The sequence below is a fragment of the Pseudarthrobacter arbutini genome, assembly GCF_054510915.1.
The window spans coordinates 208099-223187 of the sequence record NZ_JBTNDQ010000003.1 but is presented as its reverse complement, the minus strand read 5'-3'; the positions used below and the strand labels follow the sequence as shown (position 1 = coordinate 223187).

16 protein-coding genes are annotated in these 15089 nt (G+C 66.3%); 8 read left to right on the top strand and 8 right to left on the bottom strand.

From position 1 onward, the window contains the following. Nucleotides 1-36 precede the first annotated feature (36 nt). The 3 genes from ACX80V_RS05005 to ACX80V_RS04995 all read right to left on the bottom strand — a co-directional run bounded on the left by ACX80V_RS05005 (nt 37) and on the right by ACX80V_RS04995 (nt 3767). Nucleotides 37-1932 carry a bifunctional sugar phosphate isomerase/epimerase/4-hydroxyphenylpyruvate dioxygenase family protein gene (locus ACX80V_RS05005; RefSeq protein ID WP_485842219.1) on the bottom strand — a complete coding sequence of 632 codons (1896 nt, stop codon included), beginning with the start codon at nt 1930-1932 and terminating at the stop codon, nt 37-39. Beyond that, complete coding sequence (locus ACX80V_RS05000; protein WP_485842218.1) at nt 1932-2813, bottom strand: shikimate dehydrogenase; 882 nt, start codon at nt 2811-2813, stop codon at nt 1932-1934. Before ACX80V_RS05000 ends, ACX80V_RS05005 begins: the two co-directional genes overlap by 1 nt. Nucleotides 2814-2951: 138 nt before the next feature. Then, nucleotides 2952-3767 (bottom strand): IclR family transcriptional regulator, encoded by an 816-nt coding sequence (locus ACX80V_RS04995; protein ID WP_485842217.1) that lies wholly within the window; start codon nt 3765-3767, stop codon nt 2952-2954. Between the two features lie 233 nt (nt 3768-4000). Between ACX80V_RS04995 and ACX80V_RS04990 the strand changes: the two genes are divergently transcribed. Beyond that, the gene (locus ACX80V_RS04990) at nt 4001-5320 is read left to right on the top strand and encodes an MFS transporter (RefSeq protein ID WP_485842216.1); all 1320 of its coding nucleotides are present in this window, start codon (nt 4001-4003) and stop codon (nt 5318-5320) included. Nucleotides 5321-5437: 117 nt separating this feature from the next. Here ACX80V_RS04990 and ACX80V_RS04985 read toward each other — a convergent pair whose 3' ends face one another. Beyond that, the gene (locus tag ACX80V_RS04985) at nt 5438-6514 is read right to left on the bottom strand and encodes an ATP-dependent DNA ligase (protein ID WP_485842215.1); all 1077 of its coding nucleotides are present in this window, start codon (nt 6512-6514) and stop codon (nt 5438-5440) included. 239 nt (nt 6515-6753) lie between these two features. Here ACX80V_RS04985 and ACX80V_RS04980 point away from each other — a divergent pair, with 239 nt between their 5' ends. Continuing rightward, nucleotides 6754-6990 (top strand): hypothetical protein, encoded by a 237-nt coding sequence (locus ACX80V_RS04980; RefSeq protein WP_056341782.1) that lies wholly within the window; start codon nt 6754-6756, stop codon nt 6988-6990. A gap of 137 nt (nt 6991-7127) precedes the next feature. On the opposite strand, the gene ACX80V_RS04975 is transcribed toward ACX80V_RS04980, so the two are convergent. The 3 genes from ACX80V_RS04975 to ACX80V_RS04965 form a co-directional block, all read right to left on the bottom strand. Beyond that, nucleotides 7128-7415 carry a MoaD/ThiS family protein gene (locus tag ACX80V_RS04975; protein ID WP_058930693.1) on the bottom strand — a complete coding sequence of 96 codons (288 nt, stop codon included), beginning with the start codon at nt 7413-7415 and terminating at the stop codon, nt 7128-7130. Continuing rightward, complete coding sequence (locus ACX80V_RS04970) at nt 7408-8544, bottom strand: WD40/YVTN/BNR-like repeat-containing protein (protein ID WP_485842214.1); 1137 nt, start codon at nt 8542-8544, stop codon at nt 7408-7410. Before ACX80V_RS04970 ends, ACX80V_RS04975 begins: the two co-directional genes overlap by 8 nt. 126 nt (nt 8545-8670) lie before the next feature. Then, a complete protein-coding gene (locus ACX80V_RS04965; protein ID WP_485842324.1) occupies nt 8671-8871 on the bottom strand; it encodes a hypothetical protein in 201 nt (66 codons plus the stop codon). A 282-nt stretch (nt 8872-9153) separates the two neighbouring features. Here ACX80V_RS04965 and ACX80V_RS04960 point away from each other — a divergent pair, with 282 nt between their 5' ends. The 6 genes from ACX80V_RS04960 (at nt 9154) to ACX80V_RS04935 (ending at nt 14682) form a co-directional block, all read left to right on the top strand. After that, on the top strand, nt 9154-9807 hold the full coding sequence (locus ACX80V_RS04960) for an LPXTG cell wall anchor domain-containing protein (protein WP_485842213.1): 654 nt from the start codon (nt 9154-9156) through the stop codon (nt 9805-9807). A 133-nt stretch (nt 9808-9940) separates the two neighbouring features. Further along, nucleotides 9941-10687: a class F sortase gene (locus ACX80V_RS04955; protein ID WP_485842212.1), complete on the top strand. Its 747-nt coding sequence runs from the start codon at nt 9941-9943 to the stop codon at nt 10685-10687. Between the two features lie 58 nt (nt 10688-10745). Beyond that, nucleotides 10746-11276, top strand: a complete 531-nt coding sequence (locus ACX80V_RS04950; RefSeq protein WP_485842211.1) for a universal stress protein — start codon at nt 10746-10748, stop codon at nt 11274-11276. A 319-nt stretch (nt 11277-11595) separates the two neighbouring features. Continuing rightward, nucleotides 11596-11943 (top strand): metal-sensitive transcriptional regulator, encoded by a 348-nt coding sequence (locus tag ACX80V_RS04945; protein WP_248763477.1) that lies wholly within the window; start codon nt 11596-11598, stop codon nt 11941-11943. 69 nt (nt 11944-12012) lie between these two features. Further along, nucleotides 12013-12243 carry a heavy-metal-associated domain-containing protein gene (locus ACX80V_RS04940; RefSeq protein ID WP_058930688.1) on the top strand — a complete coding sequence of 77 codons (231 nt, stop codon included), beginning with the start codon at nt 12013-12015 and terminating at the stop codon, nt 12241-12243. A 24-nt stretch (nt 12244-12267) separates the two neighbouring features. After that, nucleotides 12268-14682 (top strand): heavy metal translocating P-type ATPase, encoded by a 2415-nt coding sequence (locus ACX80V_RS04935; RefSeq protein ID WP_485842210.1) that lies wholly within the window; start codon nt 12268-12270, stop codon nt 14680-14682. Between the two features lie 89 nt (nt 14683-14771). Here the strand turns inward: ACX80V_RS04935 and ACX80V_RS04930 are convergent, their stop codons facing one another. Further along, nucleotides 14772-15044: a DUF2277 domain-containing protein gene (locus ACX80V_RS04930; RefSeq protein WP_058930686.1), complete on the bottom strand. Its 273-nt coding sequence runs from the start codon at nt 15042-15044 to the stop codon at nt 14772-14774. Nucleotides 15045-15089: the final 45 nt, after the last annotated feature.

Here is a 15089-nt window from a genome sequence, read left to right as displayed (position 1 = left end):
TTCTCTGGTTGTTGCTGCTAGGTGGTTGTTGCTGGTCTACCTGTGCTGCAGGTGGTCGTACTGGACTGCGTGCCGCACGGGGGCATTGGGAGCGCCGTAGCCGTCGTAGGCGCCGCGGCGTTCCACCATTTCGAAGAACACGCTGCCCACGGTGGCCGTGTAGAAGTGGAGGAATTCGCCGTCGGCGTCCCGGTCGTACAGCAGGTTCAGCTCCTGCAGTGTGGCCAGGAAGTCCGGTGCCAGCCCGAAGCGTGCGTCCAGGTCCTCGTAGTAGTTCGCCGGGATCTGCAGGAACTCCAGGCCGCGGGCCCTGCAGTCCCTGGCGGTGGCCACCAGGTCATCCACCGCGAAGGCGATGTGCTCCTGGTAGGTCTTGCGCTGCTGGTTCAGCGGCGCCAGGTTCAGCACCAGCCGCACGGCGCGGTCCCCGGTGGCCATGACCTGCGAACGGACCAGGCCGGTGGGGCTGGGCACCTCAGCGAACGGCTGGGGCTCCAACGCCAGGGCGCTCGTGTAGAAGAGGACGGCCTCGTCGAAATGCTGCCACGGCTGCGCCAGGTTGACGTGGTCGATCACAGCGGTGGGGCCAGCGGTGGGATTTTCCAGCCCCTCTCCGAATTCACTGGTCCACGCTGCGGTGCCGTCGGAAGTGCCCTGGCACAGGAAGATCTCGGTGGAGTCCGGGGCAGCGAAGCCCTGGAACACCTCCTCGTTGGCCTGGCTCTTGCGCGGGACCGCGGGGGCCTTCAGCTGCTGGGCGCGGGCGGCGGCAATCACCGGGGAGGCGACGTCGAACCCCAGTGCGGCGATGGCGGGCGACGCATCCCCCGCTGCGCCGTCCCCGTCTGCCGGTGCGGCCTCGTTGATGATCACCCGGGCGTGACCCATGCTCCAGAGCTGCACGTCCTTGGTGCGGTGCCGGCCGTTGAACTCGAAGCCCAGCTGGCCCAGGACCGTTTCCAGCCCCTGGGTGTCCGCGGCCCTGACCTCGGCGAAGTTGTAGCCCGCCGGTTCGGCCACCTGCGGGAGCGTGGCCAGTTCCATGGGATAACGACGGCGGCCGGGGGCCTGGGTGCCAGCAGCACCAGTGCCCGTCCCGGCGTCGGAAGCAGCGTCCAGCCATTTGGCGCTCTGTTCCTCCAGCCAGATGAGCGAGCGCATGGCGTCGACGGCGGTGCGTTCCACGTCCGACTGGCGGAAGACGTCGTTGAAGATCTCCAGCGACACCGGGCCGCTGTACCCGGCCCGGACCACGTGGCCCATGAACTTGGCGAGCTCAAACTGGCCCTCGCCCGGGAAGACCCGGTAGTGCCGGCTCCAGGAGAGGACATCCATGGAGAGCTTGGGGGCGTCCGCCACCTGGACGAAGAAGATCTTGTCCGGGTTGAAGGCCTCGAGGGGGGCGGTGTCCCAGTTGCGGGACAGGATGTGGAAGGAATCCAGGCAGGTGCCCAGGTTGGGGTGGTCCACGGCTTCCACCAGCTTGTGGGCGTGCTCGTAGTCGCTGACGTACTTGCCCCAGGCCAGGGCCTCGTAGGCAACCCTGACGCCGTGGTCCCCCGCCAGCGCGGCCAGTTGGCCGAGCTGTTCCACCCGGAGGTCGTCGCTGTCGATGCTGGCGGTGGCCACGTTGGAGCAGACCAGGATGGTGTCCATGCCCAGCCGCGCCATAAGTTTGAACTTGGCTTCGGCGCGCCGCAGGTTGGCGGCCAGGAGGTCGCCGGACACGCTGTCGAAGTCGCGGAACGGCTGGTAAAGATCCAGCGTGAGGCCAAGGTCGGCCGCCATCTTGCGGACGTCCTCGGGCGTAAGCGGCGACGTGACCAGATCCGGCTCGAAGATTTCAATGCCGTCAAAGCCCGCGATGGCGCAGGCCTGCATCTTTTCCTTCAGGGTGCCGGAGAGGCATACCGTGGCGATTCCGGTGCGCATCAGGCCGCCACCCCTTCCTTGGCCACGAGCGCCAGGAAATGGCTGCGCATGCGGTCCGCGTTGGCTTCCAGTCCCGTGAAAATCCGGAACGAGTCAGCCGCCTGGCCCACGGCCATGCGGCCGCCATCCAGGACCTCGCAGCCCTTGGCGCGGGCACCCAGGACCAGTTCCGTTTCGATGGGCCGGTAGACGATGTCCGCCACCCAGTGCCGGGATTCCAGCAGGTCCAGGTCCAGCGGGACGCCCGGGTGGGCGGCCATGCCGACGGGCGTGCAGTGCACCAGACCGTCGGCCAGGGGCATCAGCTGCGGCAGCTCCGCCGTCGTACGCGCTGTAACGGTGCTGCCCGGGAAGAAGCCGGCCAGCTCTGCGGCGCGTGCCGCGCAACGGGCGGGGTCCACGTCCACCAGGTCCAGCGCCTTCACGCCGGCGGTGAGCAGGGCGTAGGCGACGGCGGAGCCGGCCCCTCCTGCGCCCAGCTGGACTACGCGGTTTAGCCGCGCGCCCGGGAGTCCGGAGGCGAGGGCGGCGGCGAAGCCAGAAAAGTCGGTGTTGTGGCCGATGAACCGGCCGTTCTCGATGACCACGGTGTTGACGGCGCCGAGCCTGAGGGCATCCGGCGAGACCTCGTCCAGGTGCGCCAGGACAAGCTGCTTGCACGGATGGGTGATGTTCAGGCCGTTGAAGCCCAGGCTGCGGGCACTCTTGAGCAGGTCCCCCACGGCTTCGCCGGAGAGTCCGAGCTCCAGCAGGTCAATGGGGCGGTAGAGGTAGCGCAGGCCCTGCACATCGCCTTCGCGTTCGTGCATGGGGGGAGTGAGGGACGGCATGACGCCGTCGCCGACCAGTCCCACGAGGTAGGACTCAGTTCGATTGCTCATCCGGGCAGCTCCTTTGATACGGCACCCGGCGGGCGGCGGCGCTTGGGGCGTCCGCGGCGGGCCGGGTGATTGGGATTACAGTACAACACTTGTTCACTTATCGCACGCTTGTTCTACATACGAACTTTCAGGGCTTTTTTAGCGTTGCGGCAAGCGCGCAGCCAGCTCTGCCGCGGCTTCCTGCAGCAGGGGCACATGGGCCAGCAGGGCTTCCATGCTGAGGCGGAACACGGGAACGGCGGTGGCCAGGGAGGCGAACGCGTGGCCCTGTGAATTAATCAGCGGCACAGCCACGGCGCGCATGCCGTTCTCGTTCTCCTCGTCCATCACGGCATATCCCTGCCGGTGCACCTTCTCGATCTCCACACGGAACGCGGCACGGTCTGTGATGGTGTGTTCAGTGAGGGGTTCCAGCTCGAGCTCTTCAAGCAGCGCCGCACGCTCCGAATCCTCGGCAAAAGCCACCAGCGCCTTGCCCACGGCCGTCGCGTGCAGGGCGCCCAGATGCCCGGGATCGCTGGTGACGCGGAAGGTCTGCGGGCCGTCCACCTTGTTGACCGTGAGGTGGTGGTGGCCGTCGCGAACACTGAGGATGGTAGCCTCCCCCGTCCGCTCGGTCACGCGGCGCAGGACCGGCAGCGCCGTGCCGGCAAATCCGTGATGGTTGGAGACGCGCTGGCCGAGCTGGAAGATTCGAAGGCCCAGGTGGTAGCGGCGGCCGTCAGGCTCATAGTCCACAAACCCGTCCCGCGTCAGGGATCCCAGCAGGCGGTAGGTGGTGCTGAAGGGGAGGTCGGCGCGCCGCGAGATCTCCGCGGCGCTGGCGCCGCGCGGCTCGTCGCCCAGGAGGACCAGCAGGCCCAGGGCCTTGCCCACCATGTCCGTACGGTCAGCTTTGGGCGCCCTAGGCTCAGCGGCGAGGTCGTCGGACACTGTGGTTTGATTCACACTCATACGTCGATGTTGCCACATCGTGGGAACTATTTCTAGATGGTGATTATTTTCTTGACAAGTGACTACGCTCACAGCCATCATTGCTGTATCGCACAAGTAGCTCCCACCATGTGGCTACTAGTCCGGGTCTTTCAACGGACTCCAGCCGCACCGCACCAGGCCTCCACACAGGCAGCTGCGGCTGCGACCCCCCAGATCCATCCGCGACAACGTCGTCACACCTAAGGAACTCCATGAGCCAGACACTTCCGTCCGCGGGGCCGGGCACCGTTGCCCCGGCCGGGACGCCAAAGAAGGCAGCCCTCGCCAGCTTCCTGGGCAGCGCCGTCGAATACTACGACTTCTTCATCTTCGGTTCCGCCGCCGCCCTGATCTTCCCCACGGTGTTCTTCCCGGACGCCGGCGCCAACGCGGCCGTGATGTCCTTCGCCACCTTCGGCTTCGCCTACGTGGCACGGCCGGTGGGCGCCGTTATCCTGGGCCACTTCGGTGACCGGGTGGGCCGGCGAAAGGTCCTGATGTTCACACTGCTGCTGATGGGCGCCTCAACGTTCCTGATCGGCTGCCTGCCCGACTTCAACACCGTGGGCTGGTGGGCTCCGGCCCTGCTGGTGCTGGCGCGGCTTTGCCAGGGCCTCTCCGCAGCGGGCGAGCAGGCCGGCGCCTCCTCCATGACGCTGGAACACGCACCGGACAACCGCCGCTCCTTCTTCACCTCCTGGACCCTCACCGGCACCCAGGGCGGCCAGATCCTCGCCGCACTGGTCTTCATCCCCGTCCTGGCCCTTCCGGACGAGATCAAGTACGGCATCGGCTGGCGCGTCCCGTTCTGGCTCAGCGCCGTCGTCGTCCTCGTTGCGTTCTTTATCCGCCGCACCCTGCACGAGCCCCCGGCGTTCGAGGAAGCCCAGAAGACCGCCCAGATCTCCAAGCTTCCGGTCGCCGACCTCCTCAAGGACCACTGGCGCGACGTACTCCGCGTGGTCTGCTGTGCCTTCATCGCCGCCGTCTCCACCGTGTTCGGCACGCTCGCCATCAGCTACGCCAAGACCGTGGCCGGTGTTGACGGCACCACCACGCTGTGGCTCGTGGTCGGCGCCAACCTGGTCGCTTTGGGCACCCAGCCGCTGTTCGGCAAGCTCGCCGACAAGATCGGCCGCAAACCGGTCTTCATCTACGGTGCCGTGGCCAGCGCCATCCTGACTCCGGTGTTCCTGCTCAGCCTGGAATCCGGCAGCATCCCGCTGATGTTCCTCGCGGCCATCGGCTTCTTCTCCTGCGGCTACGCGGCCTCCAACGCGGTCTGGCCGTCCTTCTACGCCGAGATGTTCAGTACCAAGGTCCGCTTCTCCGGCCTGGCGATCGGCACCCAGCTGGGCTTCCTGATGGCAGGGTTCGCCCCGGCCATTGTGGCAGCGATGGGCGGCATCAAGCCCGGCGGCTGGGTCCAGATCAGCATCTTCACCGCCGTCATCTGCGGCATCTCGGCCATCTCCGCCCTGACGGCCAAGGAGACCTTCAACGTCCCCACCAAGCAGCTCGGCCTGAAGTAACGCACTAGCCCAATTTTGAGACCGGAAAGCCCGCCATCCCCCCAAATGGCGGGCTTTCCCCGTTGAAAAGTGGGCTACTCCGCCAGCAAAAAGTACGACGGCGGGTGGCCGGGGCTGCTACGCCCGGCCGGTCTCCAGCACCGACGCCAGGTCAAAGTTCACCGGTTCCTCCAGCTGGGCGTAAGTGCAGGATTCGGGATCCCGGTCCGGCCGCCAGCGCGAGAACTGGGCGGTATGCCGGAAGCGCTCACCTTCCATGTGGTCGTACCTGACCTCCACCACCAGTTCAGGCCGGAGCGGCACAAAAGTCAGATCTTTGCCCGCGCTCCACCGGCTGCCTTCCGCGTTGCGCGGGGTCCGTTCACCGTCCGCCTGCTTGGCCCAGGCCCAGGGGTGTCCGTCGAAGTCCGTGACCAGCGTCTGGAGTTCCTCGAACAGCTCCTGCCGGCGCTTCATGGGGAAGGCGCCGATCACGCCCACGCTGGCCAGGCCGCCGTCGTCCTTGTACAGGCCCAGCAGCAGCGAGCCGATCACGTCCGGTCCGCTCTTGTGCACGCGGTAGCCGGCCACCACACAATCGGCCGTACGTTCGTGCTTGACCTTGAACATCACGCGTTTGTCCGGCTGGTAGCTCCCCTCCAGCGGCTTGGCCACAATTCCGTCCAGGCCTGCACCTTCGAACTGCTGGAACCATTGCTCGGCGGTGGCCTTGTCCTGGGTCGCCGCCGTGAGATGGACGGGAGCCTTGCTGCCCGCGAGCGCCTTTTCCAGCGCTGCCCGCCGCTCGGCGAAGGGCCGGCCGGTGTAGTCGTCGTCGCCCAGGGCCAGCAGGTCAAAGGCCACAAACTTGGCGGGGGTCTGTTCGGCGAGGAGCTTGACGCGGCTGGCGGCAGGATGGATGCGCTGCTGCAGGGCATCGAAATCCAGCCGGTCACCGGATTCCCCCACCAGAACAATCTCGCCGTCCAGCACACAGCGGGGCGGCAGGTTTTCCTTCAGGGCTTCCACGAGCTCAGGAAAATACCTGGTCATGGGCTTTTCGTTGCGGCTGCCGATCTCCAGCTCATCGCCGTCGCGGAAAATGATGGACCGGAACCCGTCCCACTTGGGCTCATAGCTGAGGGCCCCGTCGGGCATTCCGCTGACGGCCTTGGCGAGCATGGGGGGGACGGGAGGCATCACGGGAAGTTGCATAGTGCCCATTCTTGCCCGGGAGGCCCGCCGGCGATAGGCCTGAACTGGCACGATGCCCAACTGAAGGTCCGGGCGTGCTTTGACGCGTGGCGTTCGCCGCAGCCCGTGGTCCCGGCGGAAACGTATCGATCGCGGAGAACTAACCGGCTCCTAACGTTGAGGAAACCAGGGCGCAACATTGCCCAGCCACACTGGAAGTGCCGGCAAGCGCAGGCACCAGCTCCAGCCAGGAGGCCCCCATGTTGAAGGAAGCCAAAGCCCATGTAACAAGAGTCCGCGCCCTGGACCAGCTCCACCGCGGCGATGAAATCGAGGCCCGCCTCTCCGTAGGCCCCAGCTACGACGACGTGGTCATCCGCCGTGGCCGGGTCCAGGAGACAGCACCGGGAATCGGCGTTGTCTGGATCATGGACCATCACACCGGCTCGCGGAAAGCGATCAATACGGACGAATGCAGCGTCTGGCGGATTGCCTGACCGCGTGTTGGGCCGCTGGCGCAGCACCACTTGCGGAATCTTGCACCCTTGAATCTTGTACTCCGGAGTCTTGCACGACGACGACGGGCGCAGTCAGTCAGGACTGCCCGCCGGACCGCCCGAGAGATACTTCGGCCCTAACCTCCGGCCACCGACTGGATAACCAGTACCTCCTGGCCGGGCGACACCTCGGTTTCCAGGCCCTGGAGCCGGCGCACCTCGTCACCGGCAACGTAAATATTCACGTACCGGCGAAGCGCCCCGGTTTCGTCCCGCAGCCGCCTGGCCAGCACCGGGTAATCCCCGGTCACCGAATCCAGCAGGCTTCCCACCGTCACCGTCCCGTCGGCGGGCGCAGTCAGGATGGACTGGCCGCCGGCCAGCGGCTGAAGGATGCTGGGTAGTACCACGCTGATGTCAGGCACCGCGGGCCGCTGCCGTTTCCGGAACCGGCAGTCCAGCCGTAGAGACTACGGCGGCGCGGACACACAGGACGTCGGGGAGATGGCTGACAACCTCAGCAAACGTCTCCCCTTCATCCGCGCTGGCGTACACGGTGCCGCCGCGCGTTCCGAAGTAGACGCCGGCCGGCTCGGATGAATCCACGCCCGCGGCGTCGCGGAGGACGCTGTTGTACTCCCCCTTGGGCAGGCCCGTATCCAGGCGCTTCCAGGTGGCCCCGGCATCGTCCGTTCGGTGCACGGCAAGCTTCCCTTCGGGCGGGATCCGCTCGCCGTCGGCCTTGAGCGGCACAACCCAGGCGGTTCCTTCCCGGCGCGGGTGCGTCAGCATCACAAAACCGAAGTCGGCCGGAAGCCCCTCGGCGATGGAGTTCCAGTTTTCGCCGTTGTCATCCGTGCGGTAGACGCCGTGATGGTTCTGCGCGTATAGCCGTCCTTCCACGGCAGCATCCGCCGCGATCTTGTGGACGCACTGGCCGAACTCAGGATTGGGGTCCGGCATGAAGTAGGCCGAAATACCCTTGTTGCGGGGCTCCCAGGACTCACCGCCGTCGAGCGAGCGGTACACACCGCCGGTGCTCATGGCGACGTGGACGTTGTCCCCGGCCGGATTCACCACGATGGAGTGGGCGGCGGCGCCGCCGTAGCCCGCACCCCAGTCGCTGCGGTGAGGGTGGTCCCATAGCCCGCGGTTGAGTTCGAAATGCTCGCCGCCATCGGTGGATTTCCAGACCGAAATCGGTTCGGCACCTGCCCATACCACCCCTGGCCGCGACTCTGCGTCCGGGTAGATCTGCCAGATGCGCTCCACAGCCGCGCCGGTGGCTTCGGGAAACGTGATGGCGCCCTGTTCAGGTTCGGTCCAGGTGGCGCCGAGGTCATCGGAATGGGCCACAGTGGGGCCCCAGTGCTCGGACCTGACGCCCACCATGATCCGGGTACGGCCGTCCCGTGTGTCGATCCCGATGCTCGGGATTTCGCTCATCAGGAAATGCGGGCCGGAGAAGGACCATTGCTTCCGGTCCTGGCTGGTGGCCAGCCAGAGGCCTTTTTTGGTCCCGATCGCTAAGACAAAGTTCTCTGCGGTTGCCATGCACCCATGCAACCACCCCGGCCGGAGGGCCGCAACGCTTTTCTCCGCTATGTGGACTGGTCCGAGGGGACTGCTCCGGGTGTACTGGTCCGGCGTGGCCGTGCCGGCGGCGCCAGAGGCGTCCGGTCAGTCGACGAATTCGGACTGCGTCTCGATGAAATCCCAGTCGGCTTCGGTGAGGACAGCCACCGGGGTACCCGGATGCGGCCCGCCGGCTTCGGCGATGCCCTGCAGCACCGGCAGCGGCAGTTCCGTCGCACGGAGGTTTTCCCTCAGCCATTCCTTGGTTTGCAGGTTCAGATCCAGCCACCACATGTAGATTTCCATGCCGGTCACGCACCTTTCGTATGCTCCAACGTTAGGCGCCGCCCTGTCCACGTTCAAGGGTGGCAACACTTCAGTAGTGGGCTCCCGTTTCCGCGTAGAGGCAGGTATCGCCGCAGGTCAATGGGGCAAAAAGACGAGTACCCGCTACTGGCGACGGCGCCCGTGCGGCGCCCCTAGCCTGAAGCCACAAGCAAAACTGATCATGCTGCTGGGGGCATTCAGAACCGCCGCTTCTCCCCCGCCGCCATGGTCCTTTCGGAAAAATCTGGGGAGACGAAAACCATGAAACGAACATTCGCAACTTTGGGAGTGGTGGGGCTGGCAATGCTCAGCGTCACGGCCCCGGCCAGCGCGGCAGACAACTTCACTCTTTGCCACAACGGACACACCATCAGCATAGACCTTAGCGGGGTGAACGGCCTGGGTGCCCATAGCGGTCACTCAAGGGACATCATCCCGCCCAATGAGCTGCTGCCTAGCGGATTGAACTGGGACGAACAAGGGATGGCGGACTTTGACAATGACTGCAAGGCCGCGACGTTGCCGCCGGTTGTTGTTCCGCCGGTTGTGGTGGTCCCACCGGTTGTTGTGCCGCCGGTTGTTGTTCCGTCCGTCGTCGTGGACCCACCGGTTGTTGTTCCGCCGGTTGTTGTTCCGCCCGTCGTCGTGGACCCACCGGCAGTGGTGGCTGGGGCCGCCGGCGCGGTCACACCGGCTGCGCAGACACCCGCACCGAAGGCAGCTGCTGCCAAGGCGCCCGCCGCAGCAGCAGCCGCTGTCAGCCAGGGCACCAACCAGGGCTTCAACGCGCAAACCGCCATCGGCGGATCAGATGAAAGTACTACCTGGCTGGCCGGTCTGGGCGTCCTGCTAGGTGCGGGCGCTGTGGTTGCAGTGCGCCGCAAGTCCCGGACGGAATCGCCGACGGCGGGCTGACGCCCGCCAGAGCCTCCGGGGTCTGTTACCGAGGGCGTCCCGCCAAAACCCGGCGGGACGCCCTCGGCGCAATTTCAAAGCGGGCGCACCCTCCACCTGCTGAACGCAAGGCGTCTGAACGCAAAGGAACATCATGTCCAAGCACTCCAGCACTCGCGTCGTCCGCCGTGGCGTTCTGCGTGTCCTGGAAGTCCTGCGCGTCCGTGGATGGAACCGTGGAGATCTGGCAATCCTGCTGTGCGGAGTCCTGGGTTTCCTGTCCCTCACCTTCGGTGCACCCCTGCTCAAGCACGGGGAAGCCGCCGTCCCCACAGCGGAACTGTCGGCACCATTCCGGGCCACGCCGTCGTCCGCTCCTTGGCCGCTGTCCGGGACGGGCGAAGCTCCGGGGACAGCCCCGGCCGCAGACGCCACCACCCCCGGCCCGGCCTTGCCGGAAGCCTCCGCACCCGTGCGTATCCTCTATCCCGCTGCGGCAATCGACACGGCAGTCCATCCCCTTGAACCGGACACCTCGGCCGTCGCCACCCGTACAGTGGAGCCGCCCACCACCATGGACGGGTATTGGCTGACACCGTTCGGGACTCCCGGCAACGGGTCGGGCAACACCACGTACATCATCGGACACAGCTGGGAGGGCCGGGACGCCCCGTTCAACCACCTCAGCTCCGCTGCCGTCGTCGGCGACACCTTCGCCGTCGTCACCGCGACCGGCACCATCCCTTACCGGGTGGACAGCGTCACCACGTACCTCAAGGACAGCCTCAAGGACAGCCCCATCTGGGACATGGTGCCCAGCCGTGTGGTTCTGATCAGCTGCTACACGGAAGACCCGTGGGGCAAGAACGTGGTTGTCTCGGCGTCCCCCGCTGCCGCCTGACACGTCCACGCGTCGTCGGCCCTGTTCAAGTGGCTCCGCGCAGGCACAGAATGGTCCTATGAGTCCCGAACGATTCAGTGGTCCGCCTCCGTTGCTCGTGGGCGTGTTGCCCCATCAGCACCCGGAAGTGCTGAAGACCGCCACCTCCCTGGCGGCCAAACTGGCCGTGCCGTTGCTGTGTGCCTATGTTGACGAGGCCAGCTACCTGGTGGAATGGGATCCCACCAGATCCGCACACCGGCTGTCGCTGCACCCGGACAAGGACGACGACGACATCCGCTCGGTCACCACGGAACTCAGGGGGGTGATCGCGGAAGCCGTGGCCGACGCCGCGGCGCCGGCCACGCCTGTGGACTGGACGCTGCGGACCCTGGCGGGGGATCCGGGCCGCGCCCTCGCCCGGCTCGCCGCGGAAAGCAACTCCCCCATGATCATCGTGGGAACGTCGGAACGGGGCCTGACCCACCGGATCTCCGAGATGCTCAACGGATCAGTGGGACTCTGGCTGACGCACCATCAAAGCCGGCCGGTGCTGGTGGTTCCCTACCGGAGGCCGGCGCATCAGGACAATGCCGGAGCCGTTAGCTGAGCCGTTACCTGAGCCGGCTGCCTCGCCCCACTCGGGCGGTTTTCGGGTGACCGAAATAATAAAGCGAAAGTAGTTATTCGAGGTGGTAGCGGACGGCTGTACTGGCAAGTAAGCTAATTCAAGCAGAAGGATCCGGCCGCAGTGGCCGGGTGAATCTGCCCAAATGCTGCTCCGGAGTGCGTATCCCCCAATAACGCACTCCGGAGCTTTTTTGCGCCCGCCCAGAGCCGCACCCACCCAACCTCGTGGCGCTCATCTCCGAATTGGATACCCCCAGGGGGTACTTGCCGTATACCCCTGTGGGGTATATGTTGGCTGTATGGAACCTTCGCAGGAAACTTTGACCACACACGCCGGCGCTGACCCGGCGCCTCCGCATGGCTACACCGCCAACAAGGAGGCATACCTGCGCAGGCTCAAGCGCATCGAGGGCCAGGTCCGCGGGATCGCCCGGATGGTAGATGAGGACAAATACTGCATCGACATCCTGACCCAGGTCGCCGCGGCCACCAAGGCCCTGCACGCCGTGAGCCTGGGACTTGTGGAAGAGCACATCGGCCACTGCGTGGTGGGCGCCGCCGGGGAACCCGATCCGGCCCTTCGCACTGAGGCCATAGACGCCAAAGTCCGGGAAGCCACAGCGGCCATCGGCCGCCTCCTGCGCTGACCAACCACCGCTAACCACCTGCCACCCATTCACGGCCGGCCACCGCCGGCCCCTTTGAAGGAGCCAGCCATGAGCACCACCTCCACCACCGTCAACGTGTCCGGCATGACCTGCGGCCACTGCGTTTCGTCCGTCAGCGAGGAGCTTGAATCGCTCGCCGGGGTTGAAACGGTCGACGTCGAACTCAACGCCGGCGGCATTTCCACCGTCACCATCACCTCAAGCCAGGAACTGTCGCCGTCCGAGATCGGCGAGGCAGTAGCCGAAGCCGGCTACCTGGTTGTTGCCAACGACGCGTAACGCTGTCCGATCGGGGGATCCCACATGAGTACAGACCATCTCCAGCACCAGCCCCAAAGCCGGGTGGTTGAACTGGATATTGAGGGCATGACCTGCGCCTCCTGCGTGAACCGCGTGGAAAAGAAGCTGGGCAAGCTCGACGGCGTCGAAGCCTCCGTCAACCTGCCGCTGGAATCCGCCCACGTCACGGTCCCGGCCGGCATCACGGACCAGCAGATAGTGGACACAGTCAACGCCACCGGCTACAAGGCCCACCTCCGCGTAAGCACCACGCCCACCCACAGTCACCACGCCACCGATCACGACCAGAGCCAACACGGCGGCACGGAAGACGGGTACAGCGCCGACTCCGGCGGCATGCGGAAGCGTGCGTCTAAGGGAGGAACGACCGAGCACGCGGAGCATGGCGCCGAAGGCGGCGCGCAAGGTGACCACATGTCCCACGGCCCGGCCGCCGCCAAGCTGCGCCCTCGCCTGATCGTGGCCGCGGTGCTCACTGTCCAAGTCCTCGCGATTTCGATGGTTCCGGCCGTGCAGTTTCCCAACTGGGGCTGGGTAGCCGGGGCCTTGGCGCTTCCGGTGGTCAGCTGGGCGGCCTGGCCTTTCCACCGCGCGGCGGCCATCAATGCGCGCCACCTGGCGTCCACCATGGACACGCTCGTCTCCCTCGGCGTCGCCGCTGCCTACGTCTTCAGTCTCTGGCAACTGGTCCTGGATCCCCGCATGACGGAACACCCGGCCATGGAGGGGATGGAATCGGGTGGCCTGTACTTCGAAGTGGCCGCCGTAGTCACCACGTTCCTGCTCCTGGGCCGGTTCCTTGAGGCCAACGCCAAGCAGAAGGCCGGCGATGCCCTCAAGGCGTTGCTGAACCTCGGCGCCAAGGACGCCACCATCCTGCATCACGGATCCGAACATAAAGTCCCCGCCGATCAGCTCCGCGTGGGAGACGTCGTGGTGGTCCGCCCGGGCGAAAAAATCGCCACGGACGGAGAGGTGATCGACGGCATGTCAGCTGTGGACGCCTCCCTGCTGACCGGCGAATCCGTCCCGGTGGAGGTGGAGCCCGGGAGCAAAGTCACCGGCGCCACCATCAACACTTCCGGCCGGCTGCTGGTCCGGGCAACCCGCGTGGGCGCCGAGACCACGCTGGCCCAGATGGCCCGGCTGGTCTCGCAGGCGCAGACCGGCAAAGCCCCCATCGCCCGCCTCGCCGACCGGATCAGCGCGGTGTTTGTCCCGATTGTGCTGGCCATCGCTGTAGTCACGTTTGGGCTGTGGCTCGCGTTCAGCGGCCCGGTGATTGAACCTGCCGAGCTCAGGGCCGCCTTTACCGCCGCGGTCACCGTCCTGGTCATCGCGTGCCCGTGCGCCCTGGGCCTCGCCACTCCGGTGGGACTGCTCACCGGAACCGGCCGGGGCGCCCAGCTGGGCATCCTGATCAAGGGCCCGCAGGTCCTCGAAGACACCCGCACGGTGGACACCATCCTGCTCGACAAGACCGGCACCGTCACCACCGGAAAGCTTGCCGTGGGCAATACTCTCGCGTTTGAGGGTTTCCCAGGCACCGACTTGCTGCGGTTCGCCGGCGCCGTGGAGGCGGCATCGGAGCACCCGATCGCCCACGCCATCGCGGCCGCGGCGGTTGAAGCGCAAACCGGGGACGACGACGGCGGGCGGCTTCCCGCCGTCGAACACTTCCGTTCGGCACCCGGCGGCGGAGTGGTGGGAACCGTTGAAGGACGCGTGATTCTGGCGGGCCGGACCGGCTGGCTCACGGAGAACGGCGTCCGCCCTTCCGGCACGCAGCTGGAGGCGCTGGCCGCCGCGGAAGCCACCGGGGCCACGGCCATCTGGGTGACGGTGGACGGCACCCCTGCCGGCATCATCAGCCTCCGTGACACCGTAAAGCCGGGATCTGCGGAAGCTGTGGCAAAGCTGAAGAGGCTCGGGCTGCGCCCCATCCTGCTGACCGGGGACAACGCCGCGGTAGCCGCGCAGGTCGCTGCCGCCGTCGGCATTTCCCCTGACGATGTTTATGCAGGTGTCCTGCCTGCCGGGAAGGTGGACGCCGTCCGTCGGCTCCAGGCGGGAGGGTCCATTGTGGCGATGGCCGGCGACGGCGTGAATGACGCCGCCGCGCTGGCGCAGGCTGACCTGGGCATCGCCATGGGATCCGGTACGGATGTGGCCATCGAGGCGGCGGACCTCACCGTCATGGGAAACGACCTGGGACAGGTGGCACAGGCCATCGAATTGTCCCGGCGGACGCTGGCCACTATTAAGACCAACCTGTTCTGGGCGTTCTTCTATAACGCCGTCGGCATTCCCGTGGCCGCCCTGGGCCTCTTGAACCCGATGATTGCCGGTGCCGCGATGGCGGCGAGTTCCGTCCTGGTGGTGGCAAACTCGCTCCGGCTGCGCAGCTTCGGCAAGTAGGCAGCGCCCACCCAACTAGGTCGCGCTAACTGTCGTTATGGACGCTCAAAACGACTGTTGGCGCTACTCAGTTTGAGGGGACGCGCGGCTCAGGCGGTGCCGAAGCGCACCGCCGCGCGGGCCCTCGCCTTGGCGGCCTCTTCGTCCCGGTGTTTGGCGGGAGCGTGGGTGACCAGCGCATCCAGCAGGTGTTGGGTGATGTGGGCGATCTCGTGCACCGCCGCTTCGAAGGCGTCCTCGTTGGCCTTGGACGGCTTGGTGCTGCCGCTGACCTTGCGCACATACTGCAGCGCGGCGGCATGCACTTCCTCAGAGGTGGCATGGGGTTCGAAATTGTGGAGGGTTCGGATATTCCGGCACATATGCCCATGCTAGGCTCTGGAACGCCTCAGATCGACCCCCCGGGC